The sequence below is a fragment of the Massiliimicrobium timonense genome, assembly GCF_002160865.1.
Taxonomy (GTDB): domain Bacteria; phylum Bacillota_I; class Bacilli_A; order Erysipelotrichales; family Coprobacillaceae; genus Allocoprobacillus.
The window spans coordinates 44,095-65,626 of record NZ_NFLJ01000009.1; the positions used below are offsets into that span (position 1 = coordinate 44,095).

Sequence of the window (21,532 nt, forward strand, 5' to 3'; positions counted from 1 at the left end):
ACCTAAACCTCCATTTCATCAAGAATTTGATTGAGTTTAGCTTTTTCTTCTGGTGTTATTTTTGAATCCTTTAAAAATGCACTCATTAAATCAGTCACAGATCCTTGATAAACCATATTTAATAAACGATTTCTTTCCCATTGCAGATATTCATTTCTTGATAAAACATAACAATAACGATGTGGTTCATGCGTTCTATCAATTTTAACCAGATTCTTCTTTTCCATTCTTGTTAAATAGGTATGAACTGTGTTGCGACTCCAATGTTTTTTTATCTTGAGTGCTTCTACAACTTCTCCTAGTAGAAATGTCTGACCACCCCATAAAACTTCCATAATTAATAGTTCTGCATCTGATAAACTTTTCATTTTCATCACCTCCTACAATTGTAGTCCTTCTACTATTATACTACAACTGTAGTTATAGCCTGTCAATAAAATAAAAACATAGAGAAAAATCTTTTCCTCTATGTCCTATAAACAATATGTACTTATCTTGCAAGTCCTTCTTCAATAGCTTTTTTGGCTACTGCTTTAGCCACAACATCACTGACACGTGGGTCTAATGCATTAGGAATGACATATGTTGGCGATAATTCAGTTTCATCAACAAGAGAAGCCAAACCATAAGCTGCTGCCAATTTCATTCCTTCACTGATTTTTCTGGCCTTAACATCCAATGCCCCTCTAAATAATCCTGGAAACGCCAAAACATTATTAATCTGATTTGGATAATCAGAACGTCCAGTTCCCATCACTGCAACTCCTGCATCAATAGCTTCTTGATAAGGAATTTCTGGTTCTGGATTGGCCATTGCAAAAACAATTGGATGATCTTTCATACTTTTCACCATTTCTGGTGTTAAAACTCCTGGTGCAGATACCCCAATAAAAACATCAGCTTCTTTCATAGCTTCAGCCATTGTCATACGTTTAGATTGAGAATTAGTGATTTCTGTTAATTCCTGTGTTAAAAAATCATATTGATCATAATCCTCTTTTGTAACAATTCCATTGATATTAAAACCATAGATTTCTTTCACACCCAGTGCATGAATCATTTTAATGATAGAACTTCCTGCTGCCCCTGTTCCACTCACAACAACAGTGATATCTTCTATTTTTTTATGAACAACCTTCAATGCATTTAATAAACCTGCCGTTACAACAATAGCTGTTCCATGTTGATCATCGTGGAATACAGGAATATCTAATTCCTTAATCAGTGTTCTTTCAATTTCGACACATCTAGGAGCACTAATATCTTCTAAATTAATACCTCCAAAAGATGGAGCAATCGCTTTAACAATACGAATAATGTCTTGAGGATCTTTGGTATCTAAGCAAATAGGTACAGCATCAATATGACCAAATTTCTTAAATAAAATAGATTTTCCTTCCATGACAGGCATAGCTGCTTCTGGTCCAATATCACCTAGTCCAAGTACAGCTGTCCCATCGCTCACGACTGCAACACTGTTTTGTTTCCAAGTGTATTTATACACATCTTCTTTATTTTTTGCAATTTCTCGACATGGCTGAGCAACACCAGGTGTATAAGCCAATGATAAATCATGACTTTCATTTAATGGAACTTTCAGTTGTACTTCCAGTTTTCCTTTAACTTTTTCATGCATTTCTAATGCTTCTTGATATATATCTTTCATCTTTTTCCCTCTTTTCTTTTTTATTATGCCATAATTAAAAACAAATGAAAAGCAGATGTTTTCCATCTGCCTCATATTTATAATGTTGTTATCATGACTGTCATTTTTCCATCATAAGTCACTTCTTTTTGATCACTACAGATAATAAAATGATCACCCATTTTAACATCCATACCTTCCAATGTTCCTTCACCTTCTAGAACACTAACCAATTGGAATGGCTTATCATTCATAACAGTATTTTCTCCATCCATTCTATAACAATCCACTGTAAAGAATTCACTTTCCACATATCTTGTTTTTGAACCATGATCCAAATGACTATTTGTAAAAAGCTTATTTGTTTCTAAATCAGCAGGAACATTTGTGACATCGATAGATTGTTGAACATGTAATTGTCTTTCATTACCATCTTTATCTTTACGGTGATAATCATAAACACGATAAGTAATATCTGATGATTGTTGTGCTTCATAAATCAATGAACCACTACAAATAGCATGTAAAGTTCCAGAAGGAATATAGAAGAAATCTCCTTTATTAATTTCAAAAGAATTCAATAATTGATCATAATCATCATTTTCAATAGCTTTTATAAATTCTTCCTTCGTTTTGGCATGATGTCCCATAACCATTTTTGTTCCCTCATCAGCCTGTAATACATACCAGCATTCTGTTTTTCCTAATGAATTTTCATGTTTAGCAGCATATTCATCATTAGGATGAACTTGAACAGATAAATCATCTTTCGCATCAATAATTTTGACTAAAAGTGGAAACTGTTGACCTTCGACATTTCCAAAAAGTTCACGGTGATTTTGCCATAACCATGACACTGTTTTTCCCTGATATTCTCCATCAGCAATCATACAATCCCCATTAGGATGACCAGAAATAGCCCAGCATTCTCCTGTTTGATCACTAGGAATATCATAGTTATAAACATCTCTTAGCTTATGACCTCCCCAAATCATTTCTTTAAATACTGGTTGAATCTTTAAAATATGTCCCATAATCATCTTCCTTTCCAATATATTTTAAGAATTCCTCAATTTCATTTTCATGAAAAAGCATAATACCATGTTCTTGGCACATCTTTGCAAAAACACCTTGCCCATCAATCAACTGATGTTGAAAAGTGCCATCATAAATGCCATCACATCCACAACTTGGACTTCTATATTTCAATAAAGCCACCTGAATATCATTTTGTATAAAAATATCTAAAGCTTTTTTTGCTCCTAACACATATTCCTTTGTGACATCTTGATGATATCTCGTTTCCACAACAAGAGGATTCATAGACTGAATTTCAGCTGGATCACGAGGGATAGGAAGTCCACCCAGAACTTCTGGACAGACAGGTACAACTTGATGTTTTTCATTCATCTTGATAATGACTTCCACTGGATGACTTTTGCCATTATATGTACAACAAACACCTAACAGACATTGACTGACACCAATGTTCATCTTTGAATAATCTCCATAATTTGAGCTGGATTGTCAACAATATCATTGGCCCCAGCTTCTGTTAATTCCTGTCGACCACGAAATCCCCATGTCACTCCAACAGAATCTATTTCTGCATTATATCCTGTATCGATATCAACTTGACTATCTCCAATAAATAAACAGTCTTTTTTATCTAGTTTCATAGCCATTAAAGCCAGATAGGTAGATTGTGGATCAGGTTTGACTGGATAAAGATCTTGTTGCCCGTAAATAGCTACAAAAGTATCAGGAAACAACGTTTCAACAATCTTAATCGCTAATGCATGTGGTTTATTTGTAACTACAGACATTTTGATTCCTTTTGCTTTGAGATCATCAATCAGCTCTTTAATCCCTTGATAAGGAAGTGTATGATCTAAACAATGTTGACGATAAATCTTTTGAAAATCATTTAAACATTCATCTAATAAATCTATATGTTCCTGTCCTAATGCTCTTTCCATTAATTTTTTCACACCATTACCAACAAATAAACGATATTGTGAAATATCATAGGTTGGTAAATCATGAAGTTTTAAGACTTCATTTGTTGATATAGCTAAATCTTCTATGGAATTGACTAAAGTTCCATCTAAATCAAATAAACATCCTTTTTTCATAGAAACCTCCTTTGATATTATAACAGTATTGAAAAAATAATGAAAGATGTTATAATAACTTTATATTAAATGGGGTGAATTTATGCAAAATAATCAATCAAGAAAATATACAGATATTTTTACATTTATTGGATATACTATTGGTTTTTTATGTATTATCTGGTATTTTGTAGCTGGTGGTAATCCTTTTCTTCCAATCATTGGTGTGATTATCGTTTTTATTGGACGTTTCATTGGATATGGTATTGATCGTATAATGGATTTAAAACAGGAAAAATAAAGTGATAGATTCTTTTTGATCCTATCACTTTTTATTAATGACTCACTTTTCTTTTGATAACAATAACAACAATAACCACACCACTTATCAAAGCAATAATGATTCCATAATAAGCGACTCTTTCAAACATTGTAAAAGATAAATCATCAGATAAAACCATATCGTATGAATAAAGACATTGTTCTTGATTATAGACCATAAGAGTGCCAATCTGTTCTCCTTTTTCCATTGGGGCTACAAGATAAGCATTTGTATCTATTTGAAACTGTAAATCATCACTCGTCAAATCTTGGGGCACAATAATAGAAATCGTTTGCGGTGCTTTATATTTATAACGGAATTGAAAAGACTGTAAAACCCAATAATCCGCAATATCTTCATCTTTTTTATAGAGAATAACTTCATGATAATGATTGTGTAAATATTGACATACTGTAATGGCATCACGAACATGATTTTGAGTGTATTGTCCTTTAGCGTAGGCTGTCACTAAAATAAACTGATGTCCTTCTAATGTCATTGTACTCGCTAATGTGAGTTGTGCTTCATCTGTAAAACCACTTTTAGCTCCATCAATCTGTGAAATATCTAAGTTAAAGGCGTTCTTTCCTCTTTGCAAAGAAGAAGACCAAGTATGATTTTTCATGGAACTCGTATATGTTCGAGCATTAAAAATTTCTTCAAAAAGTGGATTTTGTAAAGCATGATGTAAAATCAAAGCCATATCATATGGTGTTGTATAATGTTGATTATCGTGTAAACCTGTCACATTTGTAAAATGAGAATGTTGAAGCTGTAATTGTTCAACCAGTTGATTCATGGCTGATACAAGTCCGTCTGTTGAACCATAAGTTAAACGTGATAAAGCATTACAGGCATCAGCTCCAGATGGTAATAAAGCTCCATACAATAAATCTTCGTATGTAACCAGTTCTCCTGCATAAAAACCAGCTACAGAAGCTCCTGCTTCATACAAACCTTTTAAATCTTCGTCAGTGACTCGTACATTTTCATGAATATCTTCAATTTTATCCAATGCCAAGCTGACTGTTAAAATTTTTGTCATACTGGCAGGATAGATTTTTTCTCGACTGCCTTGATCCAAATAAACCATACTCGTCTGTTGATCATATAAATAAGCATATTGTGAATGCAGTGTGACTTGGAATGAATCACTGGCAGATACAGGAATAATCTGTAGACAAAGAATAAATGTTATCAAGATGGCTATGACTTTTTTCATTGGGTTGCTCCTTTCTTTAGAAAAGATAACTTGGTTTCTGAAATAATAACTGCAATAAAGATTAAAACAAATCCTAACAAGACTTTTAATGTTAAAACTTCACCATAAAATGCGATTGAAAATGCTACACCAAATACAGATTCTAAAGAAAGAATTAAAGAAGCTCGACATTCACTTGTATATTTTTGACCAGTTGTCTGACAAAACATTGTGAGTGCTGTCGCAAAAATAACAAGATAAAGAATCTGTAAATAGATTGATGATTGAATTTGAGTCATGATGGATAAATCTTCTGTTACCAACGCTAATATCAAAGCCACTAAAGCGCCACCAATAAATTGAAGAGAAGTAAAAGCACCACCATCAATGCCTTGAGAATATTTTTTAATCAAGAGAATATGACCAGCATATAAAAAACCGCCACATAGTGTTAAAAAATCTCCAATATTCATTGTTAAATTTCCATCTAGGGACACACATCCAATTCCTAATATACAGATCAATGCAGCGATAAAATGATAAATATCTGGTCTTTTACGATAAAATAACCACACCAGAAATGGCACAATAGCACAATAAACAGCTGTTAAAAAGGCGTTTTTCCCCGGTGTTGTATAATTCAATCCCCATGTCTGTACATAATAAGCACCGAACAGACAACTTCCGGTGATAAGTCCTCCTTTAATCTGCTGGAAATTTAATATTTTTATTTTTTTGAAAAAAAGAAGTGATAATAAAAGAGCAGCTAAAGAAAATCTCAAAAAAAGCAAAACAGCGGGTGTTAAAAAATCAACTGCACTTTTCATAACAATAAATGAACTTCCCCAAATTAAAGCAGCAATAAACAATAATATGCTTCCTTCTATATCTTTTTTCATTTCAATCCCCTTTCAAAAAGAAATGGTACGAATCGTACCATTCTTTATTAATCATTAATCACATCATGGCAGCGATGACACAATTCGCCTTCCATTTCAGATTCATCATAATAGTTCCAACATCTAGGACATTGAACACCATTGAATTTTTCACTATGGATATAAGCTGTTTCATATTCTTCAAGATTTGTAGAATCATCAACAAGCTCAACTTTTGCCACAATAAACAATTGTTTTAAGACATCTTTTAAAGTTGACATATTTTGGTATGCATCTTTTAAACAAAGAGTCACTTTTGCTTCCATATTTGATTTAATAACTTTTGCATTTCTTAATTCTTCTAATGATTTTAAAACATCTTTTCTTAATAATAAGAAGTGTTGATAGAAGTCTTTAATTTCAGCTTCATGATCAATTGTTAATAATTCTGGTTTGGCTTCTAAGAAGATTGATTCAGCTTTATCATCATCACAATGGAAATGATCATGTAATTCTTCACATGTAAAGACAAGAATTGGTGATAATAATTTCATCATTGTTTTGGCATAATGATATAACACTGTTTGAACTTGTCTTCTTCTTAAGCTATCAGCTTTTTCAATATAAAGAATATCTTTTGTAAAGTCCATATAGAAAGCACTCAATGTATTTGTAAAGCAATTTAAAATCAATTGATTGGCTTCAGAAAAATCATAACGATCCATTGCATCAGTATATGCTCTCATTAAATCATTAAGTTCTACAAGCATATATTGATCAACACCTTCAAGTTTTGAAACTTCAACAAGATCCTTTGCTTTAAAATCAGCTAAATTTCCTAAAACAAAACGCATTGTATTTCTAATCTTACGATAGTTTTCAGCAATTTGTTTCATAATTTCATCAGAAATACGGACATCTGACTGATAAGCAACTGAAGTTGCCCATAACCTTAAGATATCTGCACCATATTGATTGACAAGTTTAATTGGATCAACAGTATTTCCTAATGATTTAGACATTTTATTTCCTTTACCATCTAAAACAAAGCCATGTGATAAAACTGTCTTATAAGGTGCTTGACCATAAACAGCTGTTCCAATGATCAATGATGAGTTGAACCATCCACGATACTGATCACTACCTTCAAAGTATAAATCAACTGGATAACGATATCCTCTTTCTTTCATACATCCTGTATGAGAAGATCCTGAATCAAACCACACATCCATGATATCTTTTTCTTTTTTAAAGATACCATTTGGTGAATGTTCATTTGTATATCCTTCTGGTAACAAGAATTTTTCATCTTTTTCAAACCAGATATTAGAACCATATTGTCTAAATAAGTCAGAAATATGTTTGAAAACTTCTTCTTCCATGATTGGTGTTCCATCTTCACAATAAATAATAGGAATTGGAACTCCCCAGCTTCTTTGACGAGAAATACACCAGTCACCACGATCTTTAATCATGTTGTAGATTCTAATATGACCCCATTCATTGAGCCATTCCACATGATCAATTTCATCTAATAATTTTTCTCTAATCTTATCAATTGAACAGAACCATTGGTCAGTTGCTCTAAAGATAATTGGTTTTTTTGTACGCCAGTCATGAGGGTAACTATGTGTAATGAATTCAAGCTTTAATAACACTCCTAATTCATCAAGTTTTAAAGTGACTGTTTTATTCGCATCATCAACATATTGACCAGCTAACCATTCACCACAGTCTTCCATCATGCAACCGTGTTCATCTACGTTACAATAAATATCTAAACCATATTTTTGACCAACAATAAAGTCATCCATACCAAATCCAGGAGCAGTATGAACACATCCTGTACCTGCTTCAGCCGTAACATGATCTCCTAAGATAACTAATGATTCACGGTCATATAATGGATGTTGACAAGTAATCATTTCTAATTCTTGTCCCTTAAATGTTTTTAAAATCTGTTTTTCTTTTAATTCAAATTTTTCCCATAAAGAATCAACCAATTCTTCTAAGACAATCAATTTTCCTTTTTCACTCTGAACAAGTGCATACGTATAATCGGCATTTAAACAAATTGCAAGATTGGCAGGAATTGTCCAAGGTGTTGTTGTCCAAATGACAAAGCTTGTATCTGTATCTAAAATACCTTTGCCATCTTTAACCTGGAATTTCACAAAAATAGTTGGACTTTTGACATCATGATATTCCACTTCTGCTTCAGCTAAAGCAGATTCACTTGATGGTGACCAATAGACTGGTTTTAATCCTTTATAAATTAAACCATCCATCGCCATCTTTGCGAAAACATCAATTTGATTGGCTTCAAATTCTGGTAATAATGTTAAATAGGGATGATCATAATCAGCAAATGTTCCGACACGAATACATTGTTCTTTTTGAATGTCAACTTGTTTTAAAGCATATTCATAACATTTTTTTCTAAATTCAGCTGTACTTAATTCTTTACGATTGACACCTAATTTTTGAATAGCATTTTCAATTGGTAAACCATGAGTATCCCATCCAGGAATATAGGGTGTATACAATCCTAACATGTTTTTATAACGACAAATCACGTCTTTAATAATTTTATTTAACATATGTCCTGTATGCATATTTCCATTGGCATATGGAGGACCATCATGGAAAACAAAGTCATCGTGTCCTTCATTTTGTTTGATGACTTTTTCATACATTTTGTTTTCTTGCCATCTTTGAACATAACCTGGTTCCTTTTTAGGAAGATTTCCACGCATTTCAAAGTCTGTTTTAGGCATCAATAATGTGTCTTTATAATTCATTTTATTCCTTCCTTTCTCAAATAAAAAACGTCCTGTTAAAGGACGTGATGACGCGGTACCACCTTTATTCATATCATAAAGATATGCTCTCTATATCTTAACGCGATGAACGTCTTATCCTACTTGATTTCAGATAAGCTACTCTCAGGCCGATTCATTATAAGTTCCCCTTATTTGCTTTTCACCAACCGCAAACTCTCTGTAAGCTTTCCTTATAAACTGTCCTTGTCATTGTATTTGTTTTCTTGTTCTTCTTTAATTAAACTGAAAATTTCTGATTTGTCAATAGTTTCTAACATTTCTTTGCTCATTTTTACAACATTTGCTCTAAAATCAATAGCTTCCTGCTTAAATGTATCCATATCCTTAGACAAACCACGCACATATTCCATTGATTCTTTTAAAATCATATTGGCATTTCGTTTGGCTTTTTCAATCAGTTCACTAGCCTCTTTTAAAGCTAGTCTGGCAATTTCTTCATTCGTCTTTTCATGAACTGATATCTTTTTCATAAGTAAAGTGTTTTGTTCTTTTAAATCAGTCATTTCTTCTTCCATAGACTGAATGACTTCTTTTTGTTTTTCAATTTCCTGCTTTAATTCTTGAATACGGTCATTCACCTCAACAATATTATAACCACGAAATTGCTTATCAAATTGTTCCAATCTTTCCACCTCACTTATAAAAGTATCCACTTACAACATGATTTCCCTGTCTAGTTTGTTTATTTTCATCGACAATCTTAACACGACCATGATGTTTAAAAGATACCATATCACTATTATGACACAAATAACTTACTTCTTCAACAATTTTATAATTGACTTTAACATGTCCGCTACGAATCGCCTCACTAGCCAATTGACGAGAAACCTTAAACATTGCAGACACCACTTTATCTAAACGCATACTTGATAAAATAAAAGAACGTGATATATAATCATGAACAATTTCAATATCTTCATAACATTCCTGTAAACGCACTTTTGCTTTTTTTATCTGTTTTAATGTTTGAGCAATATAGGGATAAGTTTGTTTTGTACAAGCAAAAAAGCAACGTTGACCATCATCAATATCCCCAATACATTCACGTTTAATACCTAAATTCATCAATGCCCCTAATATATCTTTGTGATGTATTTTTCCAAACTGTTGATGATAAAGAATTTCTACCAGCTGTATTTCAAAATCATCTTTATCAATCATATAGTAATCAGGACAGATAATCATACGCTGATTTTCAGCATTGAGAAAACCACCAAAGCTTTCAATTTTTAATTCTTTACCAATAACACTTTTAACAATTTCTCTTTCATGTGGATTATAGAAAGGTGTTAAAATCATACGTTGATGCTGTAAAGCTTGAAATTGATAATCTAAAATTTTCTTAACAAAAACTTCGTCACCTTTAAAATGTTCTAACATCAATCAAAAAGAAAGTATTAGTAAGCAAAGCTTACTAATACTTGTTTATTCTTCTTTTTCAGACTCATCCATTGTAATATTGCCAGATACGCCAATATTTTTAGGAGTACATAAGAAAATTTTAGGTCCAATTTGTTGAATATCACCTTCAATTGCAAAAATAACACCACTTAAGAAATCAATCACACGTTTTGACTGTTCTTTTTGTAAACGATGTAAATTCACAACTGCTGCTCTTTTTTGTTTTAAATACGTCGCAATTTCCTGTGTTTCTTTATATGCACGTGGTTCAAACAAAATCAAATGACTATCTTTATTTGCACTTAATGCTTTCATTGCATCAGTTGTTTTTGTAGATTTTGCTTTTTCAAACAAACTTGTTTTTCCATTGTCTTCTTCCTGATCTATTTCTTGATTTTCATAAACATCATCATCGTCTTCTTCAAAAAACCATTTCTTTACTTTTTCACCGTATCCCATGAGGTAACCTCCTTACATCTATACATCATTATATCATATAATATGTATGAAAAAAAGAGGAAAATACGGGAAATATTACATCACTTAAAGGATTTAAGAACATTCTACATGAACAAGAATAACATCTTCTCCAATCGTTATAATATGCTCGATAGGAATAACAATGGCTGGTGGCCCTTTAAAAAAACAAATAAACTTAAAAGCTGAAAAACGTTCAACAATCAAAGCCTGTATACATTGACAAAGCGGATCTATTTCTAAATCAACAACATATCCTATTTTACATCCCGTTGAAGCATCAATAACATCCTTGCTTTGTAAAGCTAAAAAACGCATTCTATCACCCCTATAATATATGCCATTATCTGGTCATATATTTCTTTAAATGGGATAAAGCCTGTTTTTCTATGCGTGAAACCTGTGCCTGTGAAATCATTAAGTCCTTAGCAATTTCACTTTGTGTAAAGCCTTCAAAATAACGTTCTTTGATAATGCGTAATTCTTTTTGATCGAGATGATGCATAGCTTTTTGTAAATCAATCGATCTTTGCATATCATCCATAGCGTTATGATGGTCAGGAATTTGACTTTCTAAATCAATCGGACCATTTCCATCATTTTGAACTTCCTGAGATAAAGAAGATACATTATGTGTCGATGACAGAGCTTCAACAAGCGTATATTCGTCTATTTTCAATAAACGGGACAGTTCTTGAAAAGAAGCTTCACGATGATGTTTTTTCAAATAATCTTCATTCATCACTAAAGCCTTATAAGCAATATCTCGTAAAGAACGTGGAATACGCATAGGTGAACTTTCTCGTAAGTAGCGTTTCATTTCTCCTAATATCAAAGGAACCGCATAGGTAGAAAATCGAACTTCTAAAGACGTATCAAAATGATCGATAGCTTTGATTAACCCAATGACACCAACTTGAAATAAATCATCTAAATTACTCACACGCTGTTGATATTTTTGAACAAGAGATAAAACCAGTTTTAAATTAGAAAGAACAAGTTTTTCTTTTATCTGTGGGTCTTGATTTTGTTGATATAATTTCAACAATTCCATTGTTTGATGATATGATAACTGTTCAAATCGTTCAACATCATTTCCATTCAAATCAACTTTATATCTTGACATGGATTCAACTCCTCATAACAGAGTTTCTCCATTTTTATTTGACATTATTCATCATCTTTCAATTTATTTCTTAATTTTTTTATAATTTTTTTCTCCAGTCTTGAAATATATGATTGAGAAATTCCCAATATTTCAGCCACATCTTTTTGTGTTAATTCTTCATGCCCTATCAAACCATAACGCATCATTAAAATTTGTTGTTCTCTAGGATTTAAATAATGCAAAGCATGATAAAATTTTTCCTTTTGATCATTATGTTCAATCTCATCTTGAACAATATCTTTATCCGTACCAATAATATCTGATAATAAGAGTTCATTTCCATCATAATCAACATTTAATGGTTCATCTAAAGAGATTTCTTGTCTTAATTTATTATTTTTTCTTAAAAACATGAGAATTTCATTTTCAATACAACGTGAAGCATATGTCGCCAATTTAATATTTTTATCCATATTAAAAGTATTCACTGCTTTAACCAGCCCAATCGTTCCAATACTAATTAAATCCTCAATATTTCCATTTTGCATAGAATCATACTTTTTAGCTACATAGACAACTAACCTTAAGTTATGTTCAATCAGTAAATCTTTAGCATCTTCATCACCATTTTGTAGTTTTAATAAGGCTTCCTTTTCTTCTTTTCCCTTTAAAGGTGCTTTTAATACATCATGTCTACCAATATAAAACAGTGATTTCTTTTTAGTAAACCATTCCTTTAACAACAGTAAAATCATAATAACCCTCCCATTAATTGTTGATTTAAAATACAGTCATACTGCGATGATGATATAATCCCAGCATAAACATTGTGCAGTTTTTGATTATGAATCGTAATATCCGACAATAGAATTAAATCAATCCGTTCTTGTTGACTGGCTGTTTCAATCCATATTTGATCAATCACTGAATAATTGCCGACTATCTCACGATTCAAAAAAATAACTGGACTGCCTCGATATGTGACTTGATTCCCATTATCAATAAACCCTTCATAGATTTTTCCTTGTAAACAGACTTTAACGCTTTGATGATGAATGCGTTGACGCGATAAATACACATAAAAATAACTGATAATGATCACTATCAAAGCAATAACAAATAAATATGAAAATTGACATTCTTCAATAAGAAGCACACCTTGAAATATAATCGATGATGGTAGAAGCCATTGAACAAATGAAAGAATAGAAAAATAAATAAATAAGTAAACTGGATAATAAATATAAATCAACCGTCTAAAATAAAAAAACGTTAATATAAAATCATAAACCAGTAAAAAACCTGTAAACAAATCTACAAATAAAAAAACAATAGAGATATTATATGTGAAAACATATAAGCAAAGTTTTTTGATTGTTATTTGAATATTTAACAAAAAAGATAATATTTCAAAACATAATAATATAAGAATTGCATTCATGAAATATGTGACTTCTATATAAACATTCATCTTGATCACCCTCTTTCATTATAGAGAAATCAAGATAAAAATGATGTCAAAAAAAGATTGAAAGTATAATCACTTTCAATCTTTCATATCACTATTCATTAGCCATAACATCTAAACGATGACGACGTTTCATAGCATCTTTTTCACATTTATCCATTAATCCTTCGGCATGTTCTGGATTGACTTTAGATAATTGAGCGAATCTGTTTTCACTTAATAAGAAATCTTTGAATTTTGTGAAATCAGGTTCTTTAGAATCTAACTGTAATGGATTCTTTCCTTGTTCTTCTAAACGAGGATCATATCTTAATAAGTTGAAGTATCCACATTCAACAGCACGTTTTTGTTGTTGTTGATGATTTGCTAAACCACCTTTAATACCATGTTCCATACATGGAGAATAAGCAATAATTAATGATGGTCCATCATAAGCTTCTGCTTCTTTGAAAGCTTTAATTGTCTGCATTGGATTTGCTCCCATAGCCACTTGTGCTACATAAACATGTCCATATGCCATAGCAATTTGTGCTAAATCTTTTTTGGCAACTGTTTTTCCACCAGCAGTAAATTTAGCGATAGATCCAGCTTGTGAAGATTTAGAAGATTGTCCACCAGTATTTGAATAAACTTCTGTATCAAGAACTAAGATATTAACATTTTGATCATTAGCAAGAACATGGTCTAATCCACCATAACCGATGTCATAAGCCCATCCATCTCCACCAATAATCCATTGAGATTTTGTAACAAGTTCACCTTTCATATCTAATAATTCTTTGATACCTTCACATTTTGAAGCTTCAACTAAAGATACTAATTGATCATAGAGTTTTCTTTCTTCAACTCTTTGACCTTTAACACTTGCATATTGATCTAATACAGTTTGAAGTTCTGGTTCACATTCAGCTTTATTTCCTTCAATGATTTCTAAGATACGTTTAGCCATATAATTTTCAGCTAATTTCATACCAAATCCATATTCAGCATTATCTTCAAATAATGAGTTAGCCCATGCAGGTCCTTGTCCATTTTCATCAATTGTACAAGGTGTTGAAGGTGTAGAACCACTATAGATTGAACTACATCCAGTTGCATTCGCAATTCTCATATCAGCTCCAAATAACTGAGAAGCCAGACGATAATATGGTGTTTCACCACATCCACCACAAGCACCAGATACTTCAAAGTATGGACGCATGAATCCCACACCTTTGACTGTTGTTGTTGGGTAGCGATCAGCTTTATATGTCACTTTTGAATAAATATGATCAGCTAAAGAAGCATGTGGTAATTCTTCTTTTACTGGCACCATAGATAAAGCTTTCTTTCCAGCTTTACCTGGACATTCAGTCACACATAATCCACAACCAACACAGTTATCTGGAGAAACTTGGATACGATAAACTAATCCATCAACATTTCTACCAATTGGTTTTAAAACATCATTTGAAATATCTTCTGGCATAGCTTTCATTTCATCTTCATCAATTAAGAAAGCACGAATTGTTGCATGAGGACAAACCATAACACAGTTATTACATTGGATACAGTTTTCTTTTTCCCAACGTGGTACATCAATAGCAATCGCACGTTTTTCTTTAATCGCAACACCAGATTTCATTGAACCATCTAATTTATCCATAAATGCTGAAACAGGTAAATCATAACCATCTAAGGCATTGATTGGTGCAACGAAGTTATCAAAGTAATCGTCACCAGTTCTTGTTCTTGTAGAAGTCACTGTTAAATCAGACCAGCTGGTATCAACAGGTACTTCAACAATCGCATCTTTTCCAGCATCAATAGCTTTATAGTTCATTTCAACAATAGCGTCACCTTTTTTACCATATGTTTTTTTAGCCATAGCTTTCATATATTCAACAGCTTTATCAACTGGTAAAATCTGTGGATTTAATGCAAAGAATGCAGATTGAAGAATTGTATTTGTATGTCTTCCCATACCAATTTCACTAGCAATCTTTGTAGCATTAATGATATAGAATTTCGCATTCTTATCAGCTAATTGTTTCTTTAATTTATTTGGTAAATAATCAACAATTTCTTTTTCATCAAATTCTGTATTTAATAAGAATGTTCCACCATTCTTTAAGTTTTTCAACATATCATATTTCAATACATAGTTATCTAATGAACATGAAATAAAGTCAGCATTATTGACATAATATGTTGCACGAATTGGTGTATGACCAAATCTTAAGTTAGAACGAGTTGCTCCACCTGCTTTTTTACTATCATATGCAAAATAAGCCTGTGAATATAAATCTGTATGATCACCAATAATCTTAATAGAAGATTTATTTGCTGACACTGTTCCATCTGATCCTAAACCATAGAATAAACAAGATGTATAATCTGCATCAACATGGAAGTTTTCATCTTCTTTTAATGATAGATGAGTTACATCATCATTAATACCAATTGTAAATGATGTAAATGGATTTTCATCTAATAAATGATCGTAAACAGCTTTGATTTGACGTGGTGTTGTATCTTTAGAACCCATACCATAACGTCCACCAATCACTTTGATCTTTGTATCTTTTAAAACTGAACATACATCTAAGTATAATGGTTCACCAGTTGCTCCCATTTCTTTTGTACGATCTAATACAGCAACTTTTTCTACAGTTTCTGGTAAAACACTTAATAAATATTTTGGTGAGAATGGACGATAGAGATGAACTTTAACTAATCCAACACGATCTCCACGTTTATTCATTTCATCAATTGTTTCTTTAATTGTTTCAGTCACAGAACCCATTGCAATAATAACACGTGATGCATCTTTTGCTCCATAATATGTAAATGGTGCATATTCACGACCAGTGATTTCTGAAATCTTTTTCATGTAGTCAGCAACAACTTCCACAACAGCTTCATAATGTTTATTTTGTGCTTCTCTACCTTGGAAATAAATATCATCGTTTTCTGCTCCACCACGTTCAATTGGATTTGTATGTGGATTTAATGCTTGAGCTTTAAATTTCTTTAATGCTTCTTTATCTAATAAACTTTCTAAAACATCATAATCCATGACTTCTACTTTTTGAATTTCATGAGAAGTTCTAAATCCATCAAAGAAATGAATCACAGGAACACTCGCTTTAATTGCAGTTAAATGTGCAATACCTCCTAAATCCATAACTTCCTGAACGCTATGAGAACAAATCATAGGAACACCAATTTGACGACATGCATAAATATCTTGATGATCCCCAAAAATATTTAAAGCACGTGTTGCTAAAGCTCTGGCAGCCACGTGGAATACACCAGGCAATAATTCACCTTGAATTTTATACAAGTTTGGTATCATCAATAATAAACCTTGAGATGCCGTAAATGTAGTTGCTAACGCACCACCTTGCAATGCTCCATGTACAGCTCCAGCAGCTCCAGCTTCTGACTGCATTTCGATAACATTAACTGCTGAACCAAAAATATTTTTCTTTCCTTGAGCAGCCCATGTTTCCGCATTTTCAGCCATTGGAGAAGATGGTGTAATTGGATAAATACTAGCAACTTCACTAAATGCATATGCGACATGTGCAGCAGCAGTATTTCCATCCATTGATAAATACTTTTTAGACATAATTTTCTTTCCTCCTATACCCTATAGTATACTCTTATTGATAAGAAATTTCCATAAGAAAACTTTATTTTCATCATAAACTCATAAAAATCTCAATATTTTCTATTTCTTGTCAAATCCACTTTTTTTATCAATCAAAAAATGATAGAATAATGGCGAAAAATGAAAGGAGTCACGCATGAAAAAAAGAAACTGTTTTATTGGACAATCCGGTGGTCCAACTGTCGCAATTAATGCCTCACTTGCCGGAATCATCCATGCCTGTAAAGAAAGTCAACAATTTGAACATGTCTATGGAATGGTTAATGGTATCATGGGATTATTGGAAAGTCGTTACATAGATTTACTGGAACTCTTTGATAATCAGGAACATTTAGATCAACTGATGCATTCCCCAGCTATGTATCTAGGATCATGTCGCTATAAATTACCTCATTTTCAAGATGATCCTCAAACTTACGAGAGATTATTCCATACTTTTCAACAATTAAATATTACTGATTTCTATTACATTGGTGGCAATGATTCAATGGATACAGTGGCTAAATTATCAGCATATGCCAATACTATTCAATCTTCTATTCGTTTTGTTGGTATTCCTAAAACGATTGATAATGATTTAATGGGAACAGACCATACACCCGGTTTTGGATCAGCCGCAAAATATGTTGCGACTTCTATGTTGGAAATTGCTTATGACAGTTCCATTTACAAATTGGATGCTGTAACCATTGTAGAAATCATGGGAAGAAATGCAGGTTGGCTGACAGCTGCCAGTGCTCTTGCCAGAACTCAATGCAATGAAGCCCCTGATTTGATTTATCTTCCTGAAGTTCCTTTTTCTACAGAAAAATTTTTAGATGATATTCGTGAAGTGTTCCGTCACAAAAAGAATATTATTATAGCTGTAAGTGAAGGAATCAAAAATGAAAATGGTGAATATTTGGATTCTGATTCTAAATATACAAAACGTGATGCTTTTGGTCATGTTCTTCATTCCGGGACAGGAAAAGTTTTAGAATCACTTGTCTACCAGGAATTTAAATGTAAAGTCCGCAGCATTGAGCTTAATGTTTTACAAAGATGTGCTATGCATATTGCTTCAAAGGTTGACTTAGAAGAATCTTTCCAGATTGGCGAGGCTGCTGTTCAAGCATCTATGGCAGGTCAAACAGGCATCATGATGACTTTTGAACGTCTACAAAATCAACCTTATCAAATCAAATGTAGTTATCAGGATGTTTTAAAAATTGCAAATTTAGAACAACGTATACCTGTAGAATGGATCAATGATGCTCATAATGACATTACACCTGAACTCTACAATTATCTTATTCCTTTAATTCAAGGTGAAGTCACTGTTCAATTTGAAAATGGTATTCCATGTTATAGTAATATTTCTCATTTACGTTATAAATAAAAACCACGTTTTGGCGTGGTTTTTATTTATAACCTTTCAAATATCTAAAAATGAGTTTTTGATACCATTTTAAGGATTGATCATATTGAATGATCCATTGTTGATATAAATGATAAAAATGTTGCCATTCTTCATGAGTTAAAACATGTGAAGAATACTTAGCTTTATAAGCAATTGACTTTAAATCACTGTCATTTATAAAATGATGCGGACTCAACTTCAATAAAGTTTTATAATAAATCAAAACTTTTTTGTTTGTGTTCATATGCCTTGTTTTCATTTTTAACCAATGTGTTGAAAGATAGCGATACATCAAAATGAAAACAACGATACCCGCTATAACGACAAACATATAAACATAAGTATAAGATGATGATTGTGATGTTGTTGGTGTATCAACAGTTTCATTTTGGACTGGTTCATCTTCTGGTTGTGTTGTTGTAGGATTATTTGTATTGGTATTGGTCTGATTCTGTTGAGCATTTTCATCAAGAATCTGACTAATCCCTTCAATATGACCAGATGGTGTCATTTCATAAGGAATCCAGCCTTTTTGACTCTCATAAACCTCTATCCATGCATGCGAACGATATTCAGGAATTTTTGCCTCCCCATTATGAAAATCACTTTCTTGCATAGTATATCCACGTACAAAACGTGTAGGGATATTCATTTCTCTTAATAATAATGCTCCTGCAGTCGCAAAATGAGTGCAGCTGCCTTTATGATTTTCAAAGAGGAAATATTCTACAAAATCCTGATTGGAAGGCAATGTTCCGGCATTTAAATCATATTCTGCTTGACGAGATAAAAGCTCTCGAACTTGTTCAACAATAAAAGGAATATCCGTAGATGAAGAATCAATATCATTTTCTTCTAACAGATTTGTAAGTGACTCATCAAGTTCTTCGGGAACATCCAAATATTGTTGATAAACATATTCTTCATAAGTTTCGTCAAAATTATCTGGAACAAAGAACACTCCTTCCTCTAACTCCATTTGAGAATCATCTTCATAACTATAAACAGAATAAAACTGTTCATCTGTTTTTTCTATATAGGAATCATAATATACAGTATGTTGTTGATATTGATCGATGAAATAATAAGGAATAAATTGAAAATCATAATCTTTTTGAGGTGTAATTTGAAGAGAGGTAATGCTTGGAATGGAATTAGCCATGAGCCATTCACTATACATTGTTAATGAGGGACTATTTTCAAAGTTTTCTGACACCTCATGCCATTCATTATCACTATAATTGGCAAGTGAATAAGCTCTTAAATAAGATGAAAAAGGAATTTCTGAATGCACAGTCAAAGCCAGACTATCATCAAGACGAATATTGCCTGAAGGTAATGATCCATCAATATCTTGACTCATACCCGTTTGATTAAACACGTTCAGTGGATTCCCTTGTCCCCTAGAAACCCAGTCTATGATTTGAGATAGAACTGAAGATGATTCTTGTTGAAACAAAGGATTTGTTTCTAAATATGTAGATGCTATAAAGGACATCACACATAAAAATAAAATGATTACTATTTTTAATGGATATTGTTTTTGTTGATGTTTTAAGGCTATCGTTATTATAAATTCATAACAAATAAAAATAATAAAAGCATAACTTTCTTGAAAAGATAACTCATGTTGAATAAAAACAGGAAACATAAACAAAAGAATCATACCTATTATTTTTAAAAATGAAAGTTGTTTATTGCTGATTAAAGAAACAATAAAATAAATTATCGGTAAGCCCATTAAAAGCATAATGATTTGATAAAACACGTCACGTGTATAAAATTCTAATGGTAATAATTCATTAAAATTCAAAAAATAGTCAAATTCAATAACAGCTTGAAGTTCATGTATAAAGTATTGTAATTCTATTGGATATAAGACGAATAATAGAATAATTAAAACAATAAAAATAATGACACATATTTTTTGTGGTAACTTCTGATACTTTTGATAATAGAAATAAAATCCTATTCCTATAACATATAAAAGCACAAGGCTCAACCAGATAGACTCTGGAAAATATAAAGAGTGAGCATAATTTCCCAGTACTCCTATACATCCTAAAGCCATCATCAAAAAATCAATCATAAAAGCAATGTATTTTGAAATGTGACTCCCATTTGTTTTTCTCATTGATGATGCACCTCCAGATTTTGACCGTGTATGAAACAATAAGAACGTGGCATCAAAGAAAAATCTAATGATTCTATAGGATTTTTCATAATCCATTTGATAGAAACAAGAAGTTTATCTAAAGAATCAACAAACTGTACTTGTAATGGATCATGAGAAGATGTCACAATCTCAAAAGTTTTATTAGTTTTTAATAAAGATACACACACTGAATAAAAATAATCAAACTGTTCATCATAAAAATCATTATTTTCTTTATACTCCATCATCAAAAGCCATCTTTCTTGAAGGGGTTCACTGCCAACTTTCACAAGAAATTCTTGAAACTTCGATGACATATTCCAATAAATATGTTTTAATTCATCTCCTTCACGATAAGATCTGATTTCAAAAATTTCACTATAATCATCACCCTTTTGATGATTCAATGGGTGATCTTCTTGTCTTTCATACATATGCACTTGTTGTAACATTATATCAACAGGATAATAGTGCGGCATAACATCAAATGATTTTTGCAAAGATACTTTTTTGGTCACCGAAAAACATTGAAGTAAATCAAAACATTTGATGCGATTGACTTGAATGATATAATGTCCACAATGAGGGCAAGCAATGGTTACATCTTGTTTTTGATCATCAAGAGTCATATGTTCTTTGGTCACTATCTTGGAAAAAGCATCTATAATCTGATAATCAATCACAATTTTGCCACAATCAATAGGCGTGTGACTTTGACGATAAAAACTCACAGTCACATTTTCATCACGTAAACAATAATGGGGTTGTATTTCCATTGTTATGGTTGTTTTTCGCATAGGAATGATACTTAAAAGTAAACATAACACTAACAAGCTTAAAAACATGAAAAACAATAAAAATGA

At 32.0% G+C, this 21,532-nt stretch carries 20 protein-coding genes and 1 other annotated feature; of the genes, 2 read left to right on the forward strand and 18 right to left on the reverse strand.

All coding sequences use genetic code 11. The features are described 5' to 3' along the window. Nucleotides 1-2 precede the first annotated feature (2 nt). From B5E75_RS04345 to B5E75_RS04365, 5 genes are all read right to left on the reverse strand, one after another. Nucleotides 3-368, reverse strand: a complete 366-nt coding sequence (locus B5E75_RS04345; RefSeq protein ID WP_087357561.1) for a BlaI/MecI/CopY family transcriptional regulator — start codon at nucleotides 366-368, stop codon at nucleotides 3-5. A 122-nt stretch (nucleotides 369-490) separates the two neighbouring features. Beyond that, nucleotides 491-1,666: an NAD(P)-dependent malic enzyme gene (locus B5E75_RS04350; protein WP_087357562.1), complete on the reverse strand. Its 1,176-nt coding sequence runs from the start codon at nucleotides 1,664-1,666 to the stop codon at nucleotides 491-493. A 77-nt stretch (nucleotides 1,667-1,743) separates the two neighbouring features. Beyond that, nucleotides 1,744-2,679, reverse strand: coding sequence for a type I phosphomannose isomerase catalytic subunit (locus B5E75_RS04355; RefSeq protein WP_087357563.1), 936 nt, complete (start codon nucleotides 2,677-2,679; stop codon nucleotides 1,744-1,746). After that, a complete protein-coding gene (locus B5E75_RS04360) occupies nucleotides 2,645-3,139 on the reverse strand; it encodes a 2-thiouracil desulfurase family protein (protein WP_087357564.1) in 495 nt (164 codons plus the stop codon). Before B5E75_RS04360 ends, B5E75_RS04355 begins: the two co-directional genes overlap by 35 nt. After that, nucleotides 3,136-3,780: an HAD family hydrolase gene (locus B5E75_RS04365; protein ID WP_087357565.1), complete on the reverse strand. Its 645-nt coding sequence runs from the start codon at nucleotides 3,778-3,780 to the stop codon at nucleotides 3,136-3,138. The genes B5E75_RS04360 and B5E75_RS04365 overlap by 4 nt, the downstream gene beginning before the upstream one ends. Before the next feature lie 82 nt (nucleotides 3,781-3,862). Between B5E75_RS04365 and B5E75_RS04370 the strand changes: the two genes are divergently transcribed. After that, on the forward strand, nucleotides 3,863-4,060 hold the full coding sequence (locus B5E75_RS04370) for a hypothetical protein (protein WP_087357566.1): 198 nt from the start codon (nucleotides 3,863-3,865) through the stop codon (nucleotides 4,058-4,060). A 34-nt stretch (nucleotides 4,061-4,094) separates the two neighbouring features. On the opposite strand, the gene B5E75_RS04375 is transcribed toward B5E75_RS04370, so the two are convergent. From B5E75_RS04375 to nifJ, 11 genes are all read right to left on the reverse strand, one after another. Further along, a complete protein-coding gene (locus tag B5E75_RS04375) occupies nucleotides 4,095-5,303 on the reverse strand; it encodes a D-alanyl-D-alanine carboxypeptidase family protein (RefSeq protein WP_087357567.1) in 1,209 nt (402 codons plus the stop codon). Continuing rightward, on the reverse strand, nucleotides 5,300-6,181 hold the full coding sequence (locus tag B5E75_RS04380; RefSeq protein WP_087357568.1) for a DMT family transporter: 882 nt from the start codon (nucleotides 6,179-6,181) through the stop codon (nucleotides 5,300-5,302). The genes B5E75_RS04375 and B5E75_RS04380 overlap by 4 nt, the downstream gene beginning before the upstream one ends. Nucleotides 6,182-6,228: 47 nt before the next feature. Beyond that, entirely contained in the window at nucleotides 6,229-8,961 is a 2,733-nt protein-coding gene (gene ileS / locus B5E75_RS04385) for an isoleucine--tRNA ligase (protein WP_087357569.1), read from the reverse strand. A 35-nt stretch (nucleotides 8,962-8,996) separates the two neighbouring features. Further along, nucleotides 8,997-9,202, reverse strand: a binding site (T-box leader). Continuing rightward, complete coding sequence (locus B5E75_RS04390; RefSeq protein WP_420866386.1) at nucleotides 9,174-9,635, reverse strand: DivIVA domain-containing protein; 462 nt, start codon at nucleotides 9,633-9,635, stop codon at nucleotides 9,174-9,176. Its footprint overlaps the feature before it by 29 nt. A 1-nt stretch (nucleotide 9,636) precedes the next feature. Continuing rightward, entirely contained in the window at nucleotides 9,637-10,386 is a 750-nt protein-coding gene (locus B5E75_RS04395) for a YlmH family RNA-binding protein (protein WP_087357571.1), read from the reverse strand. A gap of 45 nt (nucleotides 10,387-10,431) precedes the next feature. Further along, entirely contained in the window at nucleotides 10,432-10,866 is a 435-nt protein-coding gene (locus B5E75_RS04400) for a cell division protein SepF (RefSeq protein WP_087357572.1), read from the reverse strand. A gap of 93 nt (nucleotides 10,867-10,959) precedes the next feature. Further along, on the reverse strand, nucleotides 10,960-11,202 hold the full coding sequence (locus tag B5E75_RS04405) for a YlmC/YmxH family sporulation protein (RefSeq protein ID WP_087357573.1): 243 nt from the start codon (nucleotides 11,200-11,202) through the stop codon (nucleotides 10,960-10,962). A gap of 25 nt (nucleotides 11,203-11,227) precedes the next feature. Further along, a complete protein-coding gene (locus B5E75_RS04410) occupies nucleotides 11,228-12,010 on the reverse strand; it encodes a sigma-70 family RNA polymerase sigma factor (protein ID WP_087357574.1) in 783 nt (260 codons plus the stop codon). A 44-nt stretch (nucleotides 12,011-12,054) separates the two neighbouring features. Then, nucleotides 12,055-12,747 (reverse strand): RNA polymerase sporulation sigma factor SigK, encoded by a 693-nt coding sequence (gene sigK / locus B5E75_RS04415; RefSeq protein ID WP_087357575.1) that lies wholly within the window; start codon nucleotides 12,745-12,747, stop codon nucleotides 12,055-12,057. Beyond that, nucleotides 12,744-13,463: a hypothetical protein gene (locus tag B5E75_RS04420; protein ID WP_087357576.1), complete on the reverse strand. Its 720-nt coding sequence runs from the start codon at nucleotides 13,461-13,463 to the stop codon at nucleotides 12,744-12,746. The genes sigK and B5E75_RS04420 overlap by 4 nt, the downstream gene beginning before the upstream one ends. Before the next feature lie 91 nt (nucleotides 13,464-13,554). After that, on the reverse strand, nucleotides 13,555-17,073 hold the full coding sequence (gene nifJ / locus B5E75_RS04425) for a pyruvate:ferredoxin (flavodoxin) oxidoreductase (protein ID WP_087357577.1): 3,519 nt from the start codon (nucleotides 17,071-17,073) through the stop codon (nucleotides 13,555-13,557). 178 nt (nucleotides 17,074-17,251) lie between these two features. Between nifJ and B5E75_RS04430 the strand changes: the two genes are divergently transcribed. Further along, on the forward strand, nucleotides 17,252-18,493 hold the full coding sequence (locus B5E75_RS04430; protein WP_087357578.1) for a 6-phosphofructokinase: 1,242 nt from the start codon (nucleotides 17,252-17,254) through the stop codon (nucleotides 18,491-18,493). A 22-nt stretch (nucleotides 18,494-18,515) separates the two neighbouring features. On the opposite strand, the gene B5E75_RS04435 is transcribed toward B5E75_RS04430, so the two are convergent. Together B5E75_RS04435 and B5E75_RS04440 are read right to left on the reverse strand one after the other, a co-directional pair. Next, a complete protein-coding gene (locus tag B5E75_RS04435; RefSeq protein WP_162607631.1) occupies nucleotides 18,516-20,648 on the reverse strand; it encodes a transglutaminase-like domain-containing protein in 2,133 nt (710 codons plus the stop codon). After that, a complete protein-coding gene (locus B5E75_RS04440) occupies nucleotides 20,645-21,466 on the reverse strand; it encodes a DUF58 domain-containing protein (RefSeq protein ID WP_162607632.1) in 822 nt (273 codons plus the stop codon). Before B5E75_RS04440 ends, B5E75_RS04435 begins: the two co-directional genes overlap by 4 nt. Between the last annotated feature and the right edge of the window lie 66 nt (nucleotides 21,467-21,532).